Source organism: Microbulbifer discodermiae (assembly GCF_040742695.1).
Taxonomy (GTDB): Bacteria; Pseudomonadota; Gammaproteobacteria; order Pseudomonadales; family Cellvibrionaceae; genus Microbulbifer.
The window spans coordinates 1-17,853 of record NZ_JBFLAB010000023.1; the positions used below are offsets into that span (position 1 = coordinate 1).

The following is a 17,853-nucleotide window of genomic DNA, read 5'->3' on the forward strand; positions in this document are numbered from 1 at the left end:
GCCGCTGGCAACACCATCAGCGTCGACGGAGGACAGCAGCAGTACAGCTACAACCACGCCAACCGCCTCAAAACCTATACCGAAGGCGGCACACTCAAAGGTACCTACTACTACAACGCCATCGGCCAGCGGGTACGCACCGACAAGGCCCAGGACGCGTTGCTGCACTATAACCTCAGCGGCGAATATCTCGGTGAAACCCAAATCGCCACCAACGGCACCGACATCCAGAGCCGGATTGACTATATCTACCTGGACACCATGCCGGTCGCACAGATCGAGGTCACTTACAACAATGGCCAGGTACAGGGCACCACTCTGACCTATCTGCACACTGATCACCTCAATACCCCGCGCATTGGTACCAACAGCAGCGAAGCCATTGTCTGGCGCTGGGACAGCGATGCCTTTGGGCGCACGGCACCGGATACCGACCCGGACAACGATACCAATCCGACCACGGTCAACCTGCGTTTTTCGGGGCAGATCCAGGGAGAGGAGGCACCGCACTACTATAACTACTTCAGGGATTACGACCCAAGTACCGGGCGCTACCTCCAGAGTGATCCGATTGGACTGGATGATGGGCCCAATACTTACGTTTACACCGGAAACAGTCCGGTGGTTTATTTCGATCCGGATGGGCTGAGTAAAAGGGCTGGCAATGGTTTTTCCAATGTTAGCTCAAATTTACAGTCCGCCCGCAATGCACAGGCAACGTCTCTGATTAACCAAATCAGACAAATTGACCCCGCGTTTCGATACCCTCTGGCATCCCCCTCCGGACAGGGACAGCCTACAAATTATTCCCGGCAAAACCTACTTGAGTTAGGACAGTTCCTGCATAACGCCCAGAGCGCGGGATTCTGTGGACCTGGAGCTGCAAACTTCACCTTTCCAAGAGGTCCGGGCGCAGCATTTGGTCCATTGCCACCCAGGTATATCAATGTAACCAGGTGGGCAAACTCATCAGAAATACCATTGTGGTTGCAAACCGGGGGGGCGAGTGTACCTTTGGGAGTTGGAGCAAATGGCAGGGTCTATGTGACCCGGCAAGGTGCTCCCAAACCCATCGGGACAGGAGGCAATCAGATTAGCTTTGCGGTACCACAGTCCGTCTTGCAACTGACAGGAAAGCCCGGCTGGTACCAGATAATACAGCCAGCCAGTAACGCGCCTATACACAACACCTTTATTATTTCGCCATCAAATTGATGCAGGAATCCCCTGTGGAAAAAATCAGTATTTCAAAAGAATACGGAATAATCATCAGGAAGTCTGCCTTAGAAAAATATGAAGTGACACCCACTATACTATTTGACGTTATGGAGACAGATGAATCACTGGGAGAAAATGAGGAACTGATTTCCTTTGGTCCTCACTTTGGTGCTGAGGCGTCTGACGAGCTATCCAGGCGGCTGGGCTCCCTTGGGCTGCGCTATATAGATGATTTCTTCGTTTTTTATGGCGATTTTCCAGACTGGGCCAAATTCTATATTTGCGAGGGGCCTCAGACTGCCAATAACGCTGTAATTGAATAAGTTGACGGGCAATGCGGCACAAGTTTGTGCCGCCCGCTCTGTAAAGGCCCGCGAAAGCGCTGAAATGCCAAACTATAATGCTTCAACAAGCACCAAATAGGCAGCTGTATTCCCCCATAGGCGCCGGCAGCGCTATTGGGGCCGCGGGTACCTCCCCACACCTTCCCGTTCAAATCGCTCAAGTTTGTCTTTTGCCTGGGGCAGCAGATCATAGACCGGTGGATTGTTGGAGATAAACCCAATCTTGAACTGAGGGGGATATACAACCAGCTTCCATACAAACAGGTTTTAAATTTTCGGGACAAGAAAACGGACTACTACTATTTTTCCACTTCATCCAGGTCGGCGCCTGCCAGAGAAGGCGCCAAACCAGTGCTTTCAGTCAATGCCCCTGCATTAGCGGCGCCTTCTCCGTCATCAGCGGCAATAAAGTCGATTTCCAGAGCCGCCTTTTCGGAAAAATAACGGGGAAATTCAGCCTTGATAGCCGGGGCCAGATTTTTGAACTCACCCACTTGTTTAACCAGGTTTCCCTTGCCACTGACCAGCTGGTTTTCTGCTTTGGTATAAGCCTCGGCGGCGGTATCCAGACCCTTCTTGATTTTCTCAAAGCTCCCCAGAAACGTATTCAGCTTTTTAAACACCGCCTCGGCTTTATTGGCCAGAGCGGCAGTATGTTTGTTCTGATCCTCGTAGCGCCACAGCTGGCGCACGATATTAAGGCTGGTAAGCAGGGTGGTTGGTGTCGCCACCAGTACATTGTTCTCAATGGCCTGCTGAAACAGGGTTTCATCGGCTTTCAACGCCTCGACAAAAGCGGACTCAATGGGAATGAACATAAAGACCATTTCCGGTGAGTTAAGGCCGGGCAGTTTGTAATAGTCCCTGTCTGCCAGTTCTTTGATGCGACTGCCGACCGCCTGCACATGCTCCTTCAAGGCCTGTGTCCGCTGCAATTCATCCTCGGCATTGACATAGCGGGTATAGGCATTCAGGGAGACTTTGGCATCGATGATCAGATGTTTATCCTGTGGCAGGTAGACCACAGCATCGGGGCGTTGGCGCCCCTCTTCGGTGGCGATGCTTACCTCCCGCTGATAGTCCTTGCCCTGCTGCAGGCCGGAGCGGTCGAGGACATTTTCCAGCACCAACTCCCCCCAATTGCCCTGCAGCTTTTTCTGGCCGCGAAGTGCAGTGGACAGTTGGTGGGCCTCCGCAGTGATTTTGTGGTTCAACTCCTTCAGCGATTCCAGCTCTTTCCTCAGTTCCCCCTGCTGTGTGGTTTCCCGATGATGGATCTCCTGCACTTCCTTTTTAAATCCGTCGATCGACTGCTGGAAGGGGTTCATCACCGAGGCGAGGCTGAGTTTGCTGCTCTCCTGCAGGGATTTTGATTTGGCCTCCAGGATCTCGTTGGAAAGTACCTTGAACTGCTCCGCCAGGCTTTCCTTTTGTCGCTCGAAATTGGCTACTTCCCGGGCGTGGCTGGCCTCCCTCTCGCCCTGTTCGGTTTGCAGCTGTGCATGGGCCTTGACCAGCTCCTGGTGCAGTCGCTGGAGATCCTCCTGTCGTTGCTTCTCGGCAGCCAGACGCTCTCCCTGTTCAGCGAACTGCTGCCGGGACTCCTCCAGCCGGCCCGCCAGCGATTCGGACTTTTTACCCTCCTGGGCAAGGCTCTCTTTCACGGCACTCACCAGGTTGCGCTCCCGCTTCAATTCCTCATCGGTGAGGGACATACGTTCACGAAGCTCCCGTACCTGTGCGGTCCGGGCCCGCAGCTCAGTGTGGGCGGATTCCAGCTGTTTTTCAGCGGAGTGGTGCTGCTGGCGCGCTTCGTCCAAGCTAGTACACAATGCAGCAAATTCATCCCTGTGCCGGCTCAGCTCGCTGTCCAGGCGTCGCTCTCCCGCCTGGGCGCTGGCCAGCTCTGCCTGTAGACGGCTCCCAATCACTTCTTTTTCGTGCAGTGCGGCGTTGAGTTGCTTGAATTCTGCCTGTGTTTGCTGGTCCCGGCTGTCCGCCTGCTCCAGACGCATATGGAGCCGGGCGGTTTTACGACTTTGTACCGCCATCGCCAGTACAAAGCCCAGGGCGACCAGAACCAGGCCAGCCGTTACAGCGATGGCGACAAATTCCGCTGTCCATTGGAAAGTTTGCATACTCACTCCTGTGACCGGGCTGGCCGGGGCTCAGCCGTTGAAAAATACTTCAGCCACACCTCAGTGTGGCGGCCCTGGGCCTGTCAGCGCGGCCGTCAGACGATCGCCAATTGGGCTTTCGACCCTAAAATCCCGTGCAAATATGCGGCGCCACAGCTATTTACAGAGCAAACACCGGATTTTGTCAGCTGGCGACATCCTGCCATGCCACCTCCAGTCGCCCGGGCTTTGCCTCAGAGTGTGACTATTTGGGTGTATCAAAGGCTAAATCACTGGGATGCAGGGTCGGAAGCTGAATAGGATTCTAACGGAAGGAGCGGTTGAAACAGAGTGTTGTCGCGGTGGTTTTTTCGGGACAGGCCAGCACAGGCACACGAGCCTGTACTCAGTGGCGCGAAAGATAGCATTATCCGAAGCGCCAAATGTAAAACACCCCCGAGGTTGCCCTTGGGGGTGTTTTAAAAGCGCCTCGGGAATCGCCTGTACGGCTTTCTCCCCGCGTGTTTTTCTTTTTGAAGATGGTGCCAGGGCGGGACCTGAAATAGACTCTAACTCGTTGATTTATGAGCATCCCTACCAAGCCCTGGAAACGATACCCTCAAAGATACCCCGCAGCAGACTTGCATAACTGGTTCAAATGACACACATCCCATTGCTCAATAAATAAACACTCAGTATTGATAATACTCTATTGTTGGTGCGACAAAATAAGCAACTCTCGAGCAACCGAGCAAAAAGCAACCCATCTCACCTTACCTAGCCTCACCGCAAATCCTTACAACCACCCAATATATTTACTTACAAGCGTGACACTCCGGTCGAACACACACCATTAAATAGCGACCAAGCCGCCCTACTGACTAAAATTCAACCAAAACAACTGCTCATGTGTTGATCAAGGCTGTCCCCCTGCGGTCCTGAGTTTTTTATCACCGGATGCTTGACAACATGTGGCTAGTACGAAAAAATCTTTCGCAGGCTAGCGCAGGCCTGGAAGCTCACATCCAAACCCTGTTGAGCGCAACCTAATTAACAAATTCTCAAAAGCATCTTTCCGGATGGCTTCGTATTTAAAGTGGGCTGCGGAGTTAACTATTCCCGAAGGACGCTATTATGAGCTCGACTTCCCCTTTTACCTGCGCATCTCCCTATTCGGTTTCTGAGGACCAACTCCTTTGGCACGCGCGTTATTTGTCGAAAATGTGTGGGCTTCAACTTCACGACGCGAGAGAGATGCTGGCATACCGCCACTTCTGCCGCAGCTGGCACCAATTGATTCGCCTCGCAAAAGAACAATTGCTCCCTATCGAAGCTTTCAACTCTCTACCTCACGCAGACGATGATCAAAGCGTAAGAATTAAAGAAAAGCTAAAGTGTTTACTGAGTGGGAACCATAGTGATCAGGTAAGTAACAGTTTGGGACCTCTAGAACCGGGCGCTATCGCACATACTATTTCGACCACGTCACTAGATAAGTTAACCCTCGAAGAGAGCTTCCTGCTTCTCAATTATTTCGAAACAAACCTTCCCGAAGTAAAGGTCGCCTCCACTGCGCAACTAATCGACTGCCTGACCTATCTCGACACAAGCATTACCAGCCAAATAAAATTTGACGGGTATAAAAACTTGCAGAGGGGGAATGTAGAAGACTGGCGCTTTCTCTTAGCCTATTACTACAACATTCGGACTTCTGGCAGCTGCATTGACTTGATAATTCGAGAGTGCGATTTATACCTTACACATCCTGCGGTTCCCTACTTACATGATCAAGCGCCGCTGTTTGAGTGCTCTTGGCTGCCCAAATATATCTGGGGATACATGCAAAAGATCATCAAACAACTAAAAGCACATAACTTCTCTGGGCGGATTCTACTCCAGCGAGTTAACACTACCGACCTATGCCCTCAAGGAGCCAAGGTGGCACCACTACGACTTGAGAGGTCAACCAATTTCACTAAACATTTTGTTGAGAATGGCGCCAAATTTGAACCACTGAAAGACCCAGACTACACATGGGGTCTCGCGATTCGCTTTTAATTACATCTTCAGCAACAAAACGAAAAAGCCCCGCAATGCGGGGCTTTCCGGGTTACTTCAGACTTTCGAAGACTTTTATGTGGTGCCCAGGGCGGGACTTGAACCCGCACGAGCATAGCTCACTACCCCCTCAAGATAGCGTGTCTACCAATTCCACCACCTGGGCAAAAATTTGTTTACTGCGGATCATCCTGTTCAGTGGCTGAATCCGGTGCCTGCTCGGCTTCACCGGCTTGCGGCTCCGGCTGGCTGTCGTCCAGGGTGGGCACATCGTCGGCTGACCCGGCCTCTTCCTCCAGTTGTGGCACATCGCTATCCACTGCAGGAGCTTCACCCGGCTGCTCAACCACGGCGGGAATCTGCGGCATATCGGCATCTATGTCCGCTTCCGCACCCTGTCGTGCCAGCAGCGCCAACCCCAGGCTGGTGACAAAAAACACAGTGGCCATAATCGCCGTGAGGTGGGAAAAGAAGTTGCCACTGCCCTGGCTGCCAAACACTGTCTGTGAAGCGCCGGCGCCGAAAGAGGCCCCCGCTTCAGCACCCTTGCCCTGCTGCAGCAGAATCAGGCCGATAATGCTGAGCGCCGTGAGCACATGTACTATTAAAACCAATTTTTCCATTCTCAGGAAACCTGCTGTTTGGGCTCGAGCGCCCGTTTTCAGTAATTTCTCTAAATGCCTTAAGCGATACCGCTAAGCAGCCCGGCAAATTTTCGCAAACTCTTCCGGGTCCAGTGAGGCTCCCCCCACCAGTGCCCCATCAATATCATCCTGGGCAAACAAAGCTTCCGCATTGTCGCTCTTGACACTGCCGCCGTACAGGACTTGCACATTCTGCCCGGCGGAACCCAGGCTATCGCGAATGAAGCTGTGCACTTCCTGGGCCTGCTGGGGCGTTGCGGTCACACCTGTACCTATGGCCCATACCGGTTCGTAAGCAACCACTGCTCGGTCCAAGGATGCATCCGTCAGTCCGGCCACCGCCTGCAGCTGTTGGCGAATCACATCGAAAGTGTTGCCGCTGTCCCGCTGCTCCAGTGTCTCGCCCACACACAGAATGGGAATCAGGTCGGCCCTCTGCGCGGCGATAAACTTCTGTGCCACCAGGTCGCTGGTCTCGCCAAACAGGCTGCGGCGCTCGGAGTGACCGACGATCACATAGTGGACGCCGATATCGCGGAGCATAGCGCCCGCGACTTCACCCGTAAACGCCCCCTGGTCCCGCTCGCTCAGGTTTTGCGCCCCGAGGGCGATGCCCCCTTGCTGCCCGCTCAGCCCAGCGGCTGCCGGCAGGTAGGGAAAGGGCGGACAGATGGCCACCTGGGCAGTCCCAGCCGCCAATTTGAAAGCGGCGAAAAACTGCTCCACAAACTCGCGGCTGCCGTTCATCTTCCAGTTGGCTACGACCAGCGGTGTACGCATGTGTGCTCCTTCAAGGGGCGCAAATCTTAGCGATATTGCCGCCAACATACAACCTAAAACTGACGCCAGCCGCGGCCTTTAGCTGTTGCCTACGCGCTCCACAACGGCCGCGATCCGCGCTGCCAGCTGCTGGACTTCGGCGGTCTCGACACCTTCGACCATCACCCGGATCAGGGGCTCGGTGCCCGAGGGGCGCAGCAACACGCGGCCCCGCTCTCCCAATTGCGCCTCTGCTGCGTCGACCTCGGTGCGGACATCCGCATGATCCAGCACCCCGTCCCGATGCGCCAGGCGCACGTTGATCATGTGCTGGGGCATCATGCTCACGCGTGCGGTGAGCTGCTGCAGAGACTCGCCAAAGTCGCTCAGGGCGCGCAGTACCTGCAGCGCCGACACTATGCCGTCGCCGGTGGTGGTGGCATCGGCACAGATGATGTGCCCGGAGGATTCGCCCCCCAGGGTCCAGCCTTTAGCCTGCATTTTCTCCAGTACATAGCGGTCGCCCACCCGGGCGCGCTCGAAGGGGATGCCGCGCTCCCGCAGGGCCAGCTCAAAGCCGTAATTGCTCATCAATGTACCGACAACGCCATCACAGCCGCTGAGATACTGCTGCCTGTGAAGCGCGACGATAAACAGCAACTGGTCGCCATCCACCAGTGCTCCACTGCCGTCCACGAACAGCACCCGGTCGCCGTCGCCGTCAAAAGCGATCCCCAGGTCCGCCCCCTGCTTGAGGACTTCCTCCCGCAAGCGGTCGGGCTTGGTGGAGCCGCACTCCAGGTTGATGTTGAGGCCGTCGGGGCTGGCACCGATGGCTGTCACCTCCGCGCCCAGTTCCCGGAAAACTTTAGGGGCGATATGGTAGGTGGCGCCGTTGGCACAATCCAAGACTATGCGCTTGCCGTCGAGGGAGAAGCCCCAAGGGGTGGAAGCCTTGCAGAATTCGATGTAGCGCGCGGCGGCATCGTCGATGCGCCAGGCCTTGCCCAGGTTCTTGGCGGTGGTCATTGGTATTTCCAGCGCGGCCTCAATGTCGCGCTCGATCTTGTCCGGCAACTTGCTGCCGTCGGCGCTGAAAAACTTGATGCCGTTGTCGCAGTAGGGGTTGTGCGAGGCACTGATGACGATCCCCGCCTGGGCATGGAAGGTGCGCGTGAGGTAGGCAATGGCGGGAGTCGGCATTGGGCCGAGCAGTCCCACATCGACACCGGCGTTAATCAGGCCAGCTTCCAGAGCTGCCTCGAACATATATCCGGATACCCGGGTATCCTTACCGATCAGAATACTGCGGCGACCGGCGCCGGCGCGCCCGGGCATACTCCCCAGAACCGTTCCGGCGGCGTAGCCCAGCCGCAACATGAAGTCCGGGGTTATGACGCCCTCACCAACGCGCCCGCGTATGCCATCGGTGCCAAAATATTTTCTCGCCATTTAAATACTTCTCATTGTTTCTATTAACCCTCCACCAGGGCCAAACACCTGAGCACATCCGCCGTCGCGGCCACGTCGTGCACGCGCAGAATGCGCGCACCGCGCTGGGCCGCCAGCAGTGCCAGCGCCAGGCTGCCGGGCAGCCTCTGATCGACCTCGCGCTGCAGCAGGCGGCCAATCATGGATTTGCGCGACAGCCCCGCCAACAGTGGCACACCGGCCGGCGCCAGGCTTTGTAATTCACGCAACAGGGCCAGGTTGTGCGCGTCGGTTTTGCCGAACCCGAAACCGGGATCCAGCAGTATCCGCTGCCGTGCTATACCCGCGGCCGCACAGGCCTGCATACGTTGGTGCAAGTAAGCGCGCACTTCTCCCACCACATCATCGTAGTGGGGTGCCCGCTGCATCGTCTGCGGCTGTCCCTGCATATGCATCAGGCAGACGGGCAGCCCCGTGGCTGCCGCCGCTGTTAGTGCTCCGGGGCGCTCCAGGGCACGAACATCGTTGATCATTCCGGCCCCCGCTGCCGCCGCTGCGGTTATCACCGCCGGGGTACTGGTATCCACCGACACCACCACGTCCAGTTGTGCAACGATGGCCTCCACCAGCGGCACCACCCGCTCCAACTCTTGCTGCTCCCCCACCGGAGCGGCGCCGGGCCGCGTGGATTCGCCGCCGATATCGATAATCGCCGCACCTTCACCAACCATCTGCTCGGCACGGGCCAAAGCCAGCCCCAAATTCAGCGCGCCTTCGCGATAGTAACTGCCACCATCGGAAAAAGAGTCCGGAGTGGTATTGAGCACCCCCATGACCTGTGCCTGGCTAAGATCCAGGGTGCGCTTGCCGCAGTTCAAAAACAATCCTATGGCCCTTCAGAAAAACCAGTCCAACAACAACGAAAAAACCAGGGCGAACCCTGGTTTTTCCCGCCCCCGGGCATTTAGTGGCCGCTCAGGGGTCCGCCTACCGGCTTGCTGTCATCTATATCAGTATCCGCCGAAGAGTGGTTTTTGTCGGCATCGTCGGCGGAACCGCTGCCGCCGGAACCGAAGTCACCATCGTGCCAGTCCCGCGGCGGACGCACCTTACGGCGCGCCATCAGGTCATCCACCTGATCCGCATCCAGGGTTTCGTATTCGATCAGCGCATCCTTCATGGCTTCGAGAATATCCCGGTTGTCCTCCAGCATTTTTTGCGCGCGCCCATAGCAGTCGTCGATGATCCGGCGCACCTCAGCATCTATCTCGTTGGAGGTCTTACCGGAAATAGGATTGCCGGCACCTGGCTGCCCGGCCTCATCTTCGCCGTAATGCAGGGGACCCAGCTTCTCCGACAGGCCCCACTTGGTCACCATGTTGCGCGCCAGTTCAGTGGCGCGTTCTATGTCGTTGGAGGCGCCGGTGGTCACCCCGTCGGCCCCCAGTGTCATTTCCTCGGCGATCCGGCCGCCGAACAGGGAGCAGAGCCGCGACTCTATGCCGCGCTTGGACATACTGTACTGATCCTCTTCCGGCAGGAACTGGGTGACGCCCAGGGCCCGACCACGGGGGATAATGGTGACCTTGTGCACCGGGTCGTGCTCTGGCACCAGCCGGCCAATAATAGCGTGCCCGGCCTCGTGATAGGCGGTGTTGGTTTTTTCCTTTTCGCTCATCACCATGGACTTGCGTTCCGCACCCATCATGATCTTGTCGCGGGCGCGCTCCAATTCTTCCATGGTCACCACGCGCCGGTTGGCACGGGCGGCGAAGAGCGCGGCCTCGTTGACCAGGTTGGCCAGGTCCGCACCGGAGAAGCCGGGGGTACCGCGGGCAATAGTCTGTGCGGAGACTTTCTCGTCCACCGGCACCTTGCGCATATGCACTTTGAGAATCTGTTCGCGGCCGCGAATATCCGGCAGGCCGACAAATACCTGGCGGTCGAAGCGGCCGGGACGCAGGAGCGCGTGATCCAGCACATCCGGGCGGTTGGTGGCGGCGATGACGATAACGCCTTCATTGCCCTCGAACCCGTCCATTTCCACCAGCAACTGGTTGAGTGTCTGCTCGCGTTCGTCGTGACCACCGCCGATGCCGGCACCGCGGTGGCGGCCCACTGCGTCGATCTCATCGATAAAAATGATGCACGGCGCCTGCTTTTTGGCCTGTTCAAACATGTCCCGGACACGCGAGGCACCCACGCCGACAAACATTTCCACGAAGTCGGAACCGGAAATCGAGAAGAAGGGTACCTTGGCCTCGCCGGCGATGGCCTTGGCCAGTAGTGTCTTGCCGGTACCGGGAGGGCCGCACATCAGCACGCCGCGGGGAATGTTGCCTCCCAGGCGCTGAAACTTGGACGGATCGCGCAAAAACTCCACCAGTTCCTGCACCTCTTCCTTGGCTTCATCCACACCCGCCACATCGGCGAAAGTGGTCTTGATCTGGTCTTCGCCCAGCAGCCGCGCCTTGCTCTTGCCAAACGCCATGGGGCCGGAACGCCCTCCGGCACCGCCCTGCATCTGGCGCATGAAAAACATGAACACGGCGATGATAATCAGGATGGGAAAGCTCGCCACCAGCAACTGCTGCCAGATGCTGGGGGACTCCGGCTCGCGGCCCACAAACTGCACCTTGCCGCGCACCAGTTCGTTGGTCAGTTCATCGTCGATGATCTGCGGCTGGATGGTCTTGAAGCGGCTGCCATCGGCCTTTTCCCCGGTGATGACCAGGCCGTCCACTACCACACTCTTCACCTGGCCGGACTGCACGTCCTGCACAAAGTCCGAGTAGCTGAGTGCCTCATCCCGTGACTGCGGCTTGAAGTTCTGAAACACCATCAGCAAAACAGCCGCGATGATCAGCCACAGTACAAGATTTTTTGCCATGTCATTCAAAGGGAATGTCCTCTCGCATTAGCGTTTAAATCAATTCGCCGCTCTGTCCAGTATAGGTCCGCGCCCTTTCAATCCCGCCCGCCGGGATAGGCAACGCTTATACCACACCGGGGCCACCGAGCGGAAATGACCATTGCAGTAGAAATGGTCGATCACTGTTCCTTGAAGCCCCGCGCTACAACGTAGACTTCCCGTGAGCGGGGCCTGGACGCACCCGGCTTGCGGGTCACCACGCTGCTGAACCCCCCGCGCAGTTCGCGGATCAGTTCGTCGAAGCCCTCGCCCTGAAACACCTTGGCCACAAAGCCGCCGCCGGGCTTCAGCACCTGTCGCGCCAGGTCCAGGGCCAGTTCGACCAGATACATGGAGGCGGGCTGATCCACTTGGCGCACCCCACTCATATTGGGGGCCATATCGGAAATCACAAGGTCTGCCCTGTCCTCTCCCAACCGTTCGAGCAGGGCATCGAGCACAGAGGCCTCGGTAAAATCCCCCTGTACAAATTCCACCCCCGCCAGCGGGTCCATGGACAGGATATCCGAAGCCAGCACACGCCCCTTGTGACCCACCAGTTCCATTGCAACCTGGGACCAGCCCCCGGGGGCAGCGCCCAGATCCACAACAGTCATACCCGGCCGGATGAGGCGGTCTTTCTGCTGCAGCTCCTGCAGCTTATAGCTGGCACGGGAGCGATAGCCCTGCTGTTGCGACCGTTTGACATAGGGGTCATTGAAATGTTCGCGCAGCCAGCGATGGCTGCTTTTGGATCGGCCCATTACAATACAACGCCATCACAAAGGACGGAGTATTGTATGCCTTTAACCGCCGACCGCAAAAAGTCCCTGCGCGCCCGGGGTCACAACCTGAAACCCGTGGTGACCGTGGCGGGCAAGGGGTTGTCAGAGGGGGTGCTGGAAGAGCTGGACCGGGCCCTGGAGGACCACGAGCTGATCAAGGTAAAGCTGGTGGTCGCCGACCGCGCACTGCGCCATCAGGTGGTGGAAGAACTGTGCCACAAAAGCGATGCGGAACTGGTACAGGAGATTGGCAAGATTGCCCTGGTCTACCGCCCAGCGCGCAAGCCCAACGCACGTCTGTCCAATCTGTTGCGCTGATCCCGGCCCCTAAGCCTGCCAGCGGCGCCCTCAGGGGGCGTCCCGCTGTGGCTCGGGTACACAGTCGACGCCTTCCAGCTTCCAGCGGCTGCCGTCCGCCAGCCGCTTCAGCCAACAACCCCCGTCGTCCATCATCAGGCGGAAACGCTCCGGGTGCCCCATATCCCGCCCCTGCAGCGGTCCCTGAGGGAATTCCTGGGGCGGTGAACGCTGTATCACCAGGATGCTCTCACGGGTAAACGCATCCTCCGCTACGAGCACCGGCGCACCGTTGAGCGCACTGCTCAGCACCCGCTGCAACTCGGTACGGTTCTCCGCGGTACTCTGCGCCAGCAGGGCTGGCGACTCGCCGCTGCGGGCCGACTGGGAACCGCAGCCCACCAATACTGCCAACAGTGCCAGCAGTACCCCCGCCGGCGAAGGGGTTTGTATCAGTCGCATAGCTTCACCTGCCGATAATCCGATTTTCCAGCCAGGCGGATTTGAACACCTGTCCCTCGGCCGACGACAGGCCGGCACCTTCCGGTGCCTCGAACAGCGCCGTGGCCGCGCCCCCCTGGACTTCGCAAGCCCCGGACGCCATATAGTTCAGAGCGGTCGCGAAACGGGATTCCAGCGGGTCCCCCAGGGCCCGCGTAAAGTCATCGGCCACCTCGCAGCCAGGCACCCCCGCCGAGCCGGCACCGGCCGGTACAAAACCGTCAGAATAGTCGCCAAAGCCCTTGGCGTTCACCCCCTGAAACTGGATCGTAAAGTAGGTGATGCCGCAATTGTCGGTGGGATAGAAACCATAGGGCTTGCCGCAGGTCTGGCCGCCGATCTGCACCACCTCGACATCCACGCCGCGCAGGCCATTGATGATGGATTCGCTGGCGGAGCAGGTGGTGGCACCGGTCAGCACAAATACCCGGGACAGGTTCAGCACCGGCAGTTGCGCCCCCTCGGTGAGGCTGCTCAGGCCCAGGGTGGTATCAAAAAACGGCATGGGCTCCAGTGCTCTTCCGGTAACCGGGTTGACGCCCTCGTACTTGTCGTTGAAGCGCATCTGCTCGAAAGTCTGGCCGGCGGTGGGCACACTGCCGGCGATCATATAGGCCAACTGGCTGGCGATGGCCAGGAAACCGCCGCCGTTGTAGCGCAGGTCCAGTACCAGTTCGTCGATGTTCTGTGCCGCCAGCACCTCCACGGCCTCTTTCAGTTCCCGCTCGGCGGGCGCGATATGGTCGTTGAACAGCATATAGCCCACCCGGCGCCCCATATCACCCTCCACCACCTTGACGCTCTGCACCGGGTCAGCGGCAATAGCGGAGGCAGTCAACACAACCGTCTCTACGCTGTTGTCCAGGTACTGCAGGGTAAATTCATGCTGTTCGCCCTCGGTGGATGGGAATAGGCCCTGGTTCAGAGTATCGATACTAACCTCGTCATCGGCGGACTCCACATCGATCCCGTCCACCGCCAATAACCTGGCCCCCCTGGGCGGCAAACCGGTAGCGCCCTCCGTATCCGCGTAGGCCACGACCACCTCGCGTGGCGGCCGGCTTTCGATGACCGACCACTGCACGCCATAGCCCACCGAGACCCCGGACTGGGATTGCGAAACCCAGTCCTCGGTGGCGATGTAGAAGTGGAAATTGTCCTTGCGCGCACCGCTATCTGTGCGCTCATTGGTCACCAGCAGATCGAAGTATTCCAGCAGTTCATAATTTTCCGGATCGCGATCCTGAATCTCGTCGTACCAGAGGTAGAGTTCGTTACTCCAGGAGCGCAGCCAGTTTTTCTCATCCAGTTCAGTGCCGGCGACGTCTTCATAGGCCCGGCCGGTGGCCGGATCTACGCCACTGCGGGGAAACTCACAGCGGTCCACAAAAGTTTCAGACGGCAGGAATACATTTGCCCCTTCCTCCAGTGCGTCATCACTACCGCCACCGCCACCACACGCACTGACAAGGACAGCCATGGACGAAAGCTGAATAAATTTCAACCAGGAAGAAATATCTGTATGCACTGGAGGTTCCTTTTTTATTATTCGCGGCGCCAAGGGTAGCAAAACCGTCAGCGCATCCCACAACGGCTAAAAAGTCACCGGTTTAACAACGCACCGCGGCAAGGCGGCGCAAATGATATTAACGGCTCCCCGCCCATAAGGTATGTACCCGAGCAGGCAAAACAACGCCTGCCCGAATGGGCTGATGATCAGCTGGCTGTCGCCATTGCAATCCGTTGTGAAAATACGGCAGTGCCTGTATGTCAGTGGCACCACTGAATCAATCAGAGGTTCCCCAGGCTAAAGTTTAGCCAGCACAGACTGCAAACTGTCTTTGGCGTCGCCGAACAACATGCGTGCATTTTCCTTGTAGAACAAAGGGTTTGCAACTCCGGCATAACCGGACGCCATGGAGCGCTTGAGAATCACCACCTTCCCCGCCTTCCAGCATTCCAGCACCGGCATACCGGCGATGGGCGATCCCGGCTTTTCCACCGCATCGGGATTGACCGTGTCGTTGGCGCCGATTACCAGCACCAGATCCGTATTGGGAAAATCATCGTTGATCTCATCCATTTCCAGCACTATGTCGTAGGGCACATTGGCCTCCGCCAGCAGCACGTTCATATGGCCCGGCAGGCGGCCTGCCACAGGATGTATCCCAAAGCGCACTGTCTTGCCCTTGCTGCGCAATTTCTCCGTCAGATCGCTTACCGCCTGCTGGGCGTGGGCCACCGCCATGCCGAACCCCGGGACTATGATGATGGTGTCCGCCGCATCCAGGTCCGCCGCCAGTTCGTCGAAGCCGGTCTCCACCACTTCCCCCTCAATCTCGCCCCCCACAACCTCGCCGCCATCGGAGCCGAAACCACCGAGGATCACGCTGACAAAGGAGCGGTTCATTCCCCGGCACATGATGTAACTGAGGATGGCACCGGACGAGCCCACCAGGGCGCCGACCACGATCAGCAGGTCATTGCCCAGCATAAAGCCGGTGGCGGCGGCGGCCCAGCCCGAGTAGCTGTTGAGCATGGAGATCACCACCGGCATATCCGCACCGCCGATAGCGGCGATCAAATGCACCCCCAGCAACAGTGCTATCGCCGTCATGATCAGCAGGTTCAGCACGCTGGCAGCACCGAGATCTGCGGGCACAAACAACCATCCAAGCAGAATACAGGCCAGAACTGCCACCAGGTTGAGCCAGTGGCGGGCCGGCAGCAACAGCGGCTTACCGGAAATGAGTCCCTGTAGTTTGCCAAAGGCCACCAGCGAGCCGGTGAGGGTGATGGCGCCGATAAAGATACCGAGATAAATCTCCGTGTTGTGCACTATGTGCTCTGCACCGGACAGATTTATCCGCGGATCCAGAAAACCGCCCCAGCCGATGAGTACCGCCGCCAAGCCGACAAAACTGTGCAACAGCGCCACCATTTGCGGCATCTGGGTCATGGCGACCCGCCGCGCCAGTGACAGGCCGATCACCGCACCGGCGGCCATGGCCGTGGCGACCATCCAGTAGGCACCTGCGGTGATACCGGCAATGGTTGCGGCGATCGCCACCCCCATGCCCACCATGCCGTAAACATTGCCCCTGCGCGCCGTCTCGTGGCTGGACAGGCCGCCGAGGCTGAGGATAAACATCACCGCCGCAAAGAGATAAGCCATTGAAATTACGCCGTTCATCCCTTCCCCCTCAGCGCCGGAACATTTTGAGCATACGGTGGGTGACGAAGAAACCACCGAAGACATTGATACTGGCCACCAGTACCCCTATGAACGCCAGCAGGGTCACCAGACCGGAGCCGGTCGCCCCCACCTGCAACAGGGCCCCCACCACCACTATGCCGGATATGGCATTGGTGACACTCATCAGCGGCGTGTGCAGTGCGTGGGTCACATTCCAGATCACCTGCCAGCCGACAAAGATCGCCAGCACGAACACAGTGAGGTGGGACACAAAGTCCGCCGGCGCCACCCGCCCGAGCCACAGCAGCAGGGCACCGCTCACCAGCCAGAACAACAGAATCGATAGAGGCGATTTGCCCCTCTGCGTTTTTTTCACCGGCGCGGCTGGGGCCGCCGCTTCCCCCGCCGCGGGTGCCGGCTGTGCAGAAATCTTTGGCGGCGGAGGCGGCCAGGTGACCTGCCCCTCCTTCACCACCGTGGCTCCGCGTATCACCTCGTCATCAAAATCCAGGTGTACCTGCCCGTCTTTTTCCGGCGTCAGGTCGCTCACCAGATGCGCCAGGTTGGTGGCGTACAGGGTGGACGACTGGGTTGCCGCGCGGCTGGGCAGATCCGTGTAACCGATGATGGTGACACCGCTATGCACCACTTTTTTGTCCACCTGGGTGTAATCGCAGTTGCCGCCGCTCTCCGCGGCCAGATCGACCACCACCGAGCCCTGGGCCATGGCATCCACCATGTCCGCCAGCCACAGTTTGGGTGCCGGCTTGCCGGGAATCAGCGCTGTTGTGATCACAATATCCACGTCTTTGGCCTGCTCGCGAAACAGCGCCATCTCCGCATCGATAAAGGCCTGGGACATTTCCTTGGCGTAGCCGCCCTGCCCGGCGCCCTCCTCCTCGATTTCCACCGTGAGAAATTCCGCCCCCATGGACTCCACCTGTTCGCGCACTTCCGCGCGGGTATCAAATGCCCGCACCACCGCACCCAGGCTTTTTGCGGTGCCTATTGCCGACAGGCCCGCCACACCGGCGCCGATTACCAGCACCCTGGCGGGCGGGATCTTGCCGGCGGCGGTGATCTGGCCGGTGAAAAAGCGGCCAAAATTATGCGCTGCCTCGATGACGGCGCGATAACCGGCGATGTTCGCCATGGAACTCAGCGCATCCATTTTTTGCGCCCGGGACACCCGCGGAATGGATTCCACTGCCAGCGCATCGATATTTTTCGCCGCGAGTTTTTGCAGGTAGTCGGCACTCTGGGCCGGTTTGAGGAAAGCGATCAACGTCGCCCCGGAGGGAATAAGGTCCAGTTCCTCAGCGCTGGGGGCACGCACTTTGAGAACCAGATCCGCCCCCTCCAGGCACAGGGCGGCGGTGGCCCTGATGTCTGCACCGGCCTGGATGTAGGCTTCGTCGGTAAAGCTGGCTTTGGCGCCCGCGCCCTGTTCAACCGCGACCGTGTAACCCAGATCGTGCAGACGGCGCACACTGTCCGGTGTGGCTGCGACCCGGGCCTCTTCCGCAGCGGTTTCTTTTGGTATGGCAATGATCACCGCTTTGCTCCCTCGCTGAGATTGTTATTGAGAAAAT

Annotated in this window: 15 protein-coding genes and 1 tRNA gene; 4 read left to right on the forward strand and 12 right to left on the reverse strand. The window is 58.3% G+C overall.

Translation table 11 applies throughout. The features are described from left to right. Both AB1S50_RS10050 and AB1S50_RS10055 read left to right on the forward strand, forming a co-directional pair. A partial coding sequence (locus tag AB1S50_RS10050) for an RHS repeat-associated core domain-containing protein (RefSeq protein WP_367150498.1) occupies nucleotides 1–1,215 on the forward strand: 1,215 nt, incomplete at its 5' end. A 14-nt stretch (nucleotides 1,216–1,229) separates the two neighbouring features. Further along, nucleotides 1,230–1,541: a hypothetical protein gene (locus AB1S50_RS10055; RefSeq protein ID WP_367150499.1), complete on the forward strand. Its 312-nt coding sequence runs from the start codon at nucleotides 1,230–1,232 to the stop codon at nucleotides 1,539–1,541. Nucleotides 1,542–1,861: 320 nt separating this feature from the next. Here the strand turns inward: AB1S50_RS10055 and rmuC are convergent, their stop codons facing one another. Beyond that, a complete protein-coding gene (gene rmuC, locus AB1S50_RS10060) occupies nucleotides 1,862–3,700 on the reverse strand; it encodes a DNA recombination protein RmuC (protein ID WP_367150500.1) in 1,839 nt (612 codons plus the stop codon). 1,113 nt (nucleotides 3,701–4,813) lie between these two features. Here rmuC and AB1S50_RS10065 point away from each other — a divergent pair. Then, nucleotides 4,814–5,737 carry a hypothetical protein gene (locus tag AB1S50_RS10065; protein ID WP_367150501.1) on the forward strand — a complete coding sequence of 308 codons (924 nt, stop codon included), beginning with the start codon at nucleotides 4,814–4,816 and terminating at the stop codon, nucleotides 5,735–5,737. A gap of 80 nt (nucleotides 5,738–5,817) precedes the next feature. Here the strand turns inward: AB1S50_RS10065 and AB1S50_RS10070 are convergent. From AB1S50_RS10070 to rlmE, 7 genes are all read right to left on the reverse strand, one after another. Further along, nucleotides 5,818–5,903 (reverse strand) — tRNA-Leu (locus tag AB1S50_RS10070). Nucleotides 5,904–5,913: 10 nt separating this feature from the next. Further along, nucleotides 5,914–6,360 (reverse strand): preprotein translocase subunit SecG, encoded by a 447-nt coding sequence (gene secG / locus AB1S50_RS10075; RefSeq protein WP_367150502.1) that lies wholly within the window; start codon nucleotides 6,358–6,360, stop codon nucleotides 5,914–5,916. Between the two features lie 72 nt (nucleotides 6,361–6,432). Next, a complete protein-coding gene (gene tpiA / locus AB1S50_RS10080; protein ID WP_367150503.1) occupies nucleotides 6,433–7,161 on the reverse strand; it encodes a triose-phosphate isomerase in 729 nt (242 codons plus the stop codon). Nucleotides 7,162–7,239: 78 nt separating this feature from the next. Then, nucleotides 7,240–8,592 carry a phosphoglucosamine mutase gene (gene glmM / locus AB1S50_RS10085; RefSeq protein WP_367150504.1) on the reverse strand — a complete coding sequence of 451 codons (1,353 nt, stop codon included), beginning with the start codon at nucleotides 8,590–8,592 and terminating at the stop codon, nucleotides 7,240–7,242. Between the two features lie 23 nt (nucleotides 8,593–8,615). Beyond that, nucleotides 8,616–9,449: a dihydropteroate synthase gene (folP, locus tag AB1S50_RS10090; RefSeq protein ID WP_455363746.1), complete on the reverse strand. Its 834-nt coding sequence runs from the start codon at nucleotides 9,447–9,449 to the stop codon at nucleotides 8,616–8,618. Nucleotides 9,450–9,535: 86 nt separating this feature from the next. Then, complete coding sequence (ftsH, locus tag AB1S50_RS10095; RefSeq protein WP_367150507.1) at nucleotides 9,536–11,461, reverse strand: ATP-dependent zinc metalloprotease FtsH; 1,926 nt, start codon at nucleotides 11,459–11,461, stop codon at nucleotides 9,536–9,538. A 161-nt stretch (nucleotides 11,462–11,622) separates the two neighbouring features. Then, a complete protein-coding gene (rlmE, locus tag AB1S50_RS10100) occupies nucleotides 11,623–12,246 on the reverse strand; it encodes a 23S rRNA (uridine(2552)-2'-O)-methyltransferase RlmE (RefSeq protein ID WP_367150508.1) in 624 nt (207 codons plus the stop codon). Nucleotides 12,247–12,282: 36 nt separating this feature from the next. On the opposite strand from rlmE, the gene yhbY reads away from it, so the two are divergent. Then, complete coding sequence (gene yhbY / locus AB1S50_RS10105; protein WP_367150509.1) at nucleotides 12,283–12,585, forward strand: ribosome assembly RNA-binding protein YhbY; 303 nt, start codon at nucleotides 12,283–12,285, stop codon at nucleotides 12,583–12,585. Between the two features lie 30 nt (nucleotides 12,586–12,615). Here the strand turns inward: yhbY and AB1S50_RS10110 are convergent, their stop codons facing one another. The 4 genes from AB1S50_RS10110 to AB1S50_RS10125 form a co-directional block, all read right to left on the reverse strand. Then, nucleotides 12,616–13,026: a hypothetical protein gene (locus AB1S50_RS10110; protein ID WP_367150510.1), complete on the reverse strand. Its 411-nt coding sequence runs from the start codon at nucleotides 13,024–13,026 to the stop codon at nucleotides 12,616–12,618. Between the two features lie 4 nt (nucleotides 13,027–13,030). Beyond that, complete coding sequence (locus AB1S50_RS10115; protein WP_367150511.1) at nucleotides 13,031–14,593, reverse strand: S41 family peptidase; 1,563 nt, start codon at nucleotides 14,591–14,593, stop codon at nucleotides 13,031–13,033. Between the two features lie 279 nt (nucleotides 14,594–14,872). Beyond that, the gene (gene pntB, locus AB1S50_RS10120) at nucleotides 14,873–16,258 is read right to left on the reverse strand and encodes a Re/Si-specific NAD(P)(+) transhydrogenase subunit beta (protein ID WP_367150512.1); all 1,386 of its coding nucleotides are present in this window, start codon (nucleotides 16,256–16,258) and stop codon (nucleotides 14,873–14,875) included. 10 nt (nucleotides 16,259–16,268) lie between these two features. Next, on the reverse strand, nucleotides 16,269–17,816 hold the full coding sequence (locus tag AB1S50_RS10125; protein WP_367150513.1) for a Re/Si-specific NAD(P)(+) transhydrogenase subunit alpha: 1,548 nt from the start codon (nucleotides 17,814–17,816) through the stop codon (nucleotides 16,269–16,271). Between the last annotated feature and the right edge of the window lie 37 nt (nucleotides 17,817–17,853).

Excerpts from the sequence above, each read along its gene's own strand:
- tpiA (WP_367150503.1), bottom strand. The coding sequence starts at position 7,161 with ATGCGTACACCGCTGGTCGTAGCCAACTGGAAGATGAACGGCAGCCGC.
- yhbY (WP_367150509.1), top strand. The coding sequence starts at position 12,283 with ATGCCTTTAACCGCCGACCGCAAAAAGTCCCTGCGCGCCCGGGGTCAC.
- AB1S50_RS10065 (WP_367150501.1), top strand. The coding sequence starts at position 4,814 with ATGAGCTCGACTTCCCCTTTTACCTGCGCATCTCCCTATTCGGTTTCT.
- ftsH (WP_367150507.1), bottom strand. The coding sequence starts at position 11,461 with ATGGCAAAAAATCTTGTACTGTGGCTGATCATCGCGGCTGTTTTGCTG.
- glmM (WP_367150504.1), bottom strand. The coding sequence starts at position 8,592 with ATGGCGAGAAAATATTTTGGCACCGATGGCATACGCGGGCGCGTTGGT.
- pntB (WP_367150512.1), bottom strand. The coding sequence starts at position 16,258 with ATGAACGGCGTAATTTCAATGGCTTATCTCTTTGCGGCGGTGATGTTT.
- rlmE (WP_367150508.1), bottom strand. The coding sequence starts at position 12,246 with ATGGGCCGATCCAAAAGCAGCCATCGCTGGCTGCGCGAACATTTCAAT.
- AB1S50_RS10110 (WP_367150510.1), bottom strand. The coding sequence starts at position 13,026 with ATGCGACTGATACAAACCCCTTCGCCGGCGGGGGTACTGCTGGCACTG.
- secG (WP_367150502.1), bottom strand. The coding sequence starts at position 6,360 with ATGGAAAAATTGGTTTTAATAGTACATGTGCTCACGGCGCTCAGCATT.
- rmuC (WP_367150500.1), bottom strand. The coding sequence starts at position 3,700 with ATGCAAACTTTCCAATGGACAGCGGAATTTGTCGCCATCGCTGTAACG.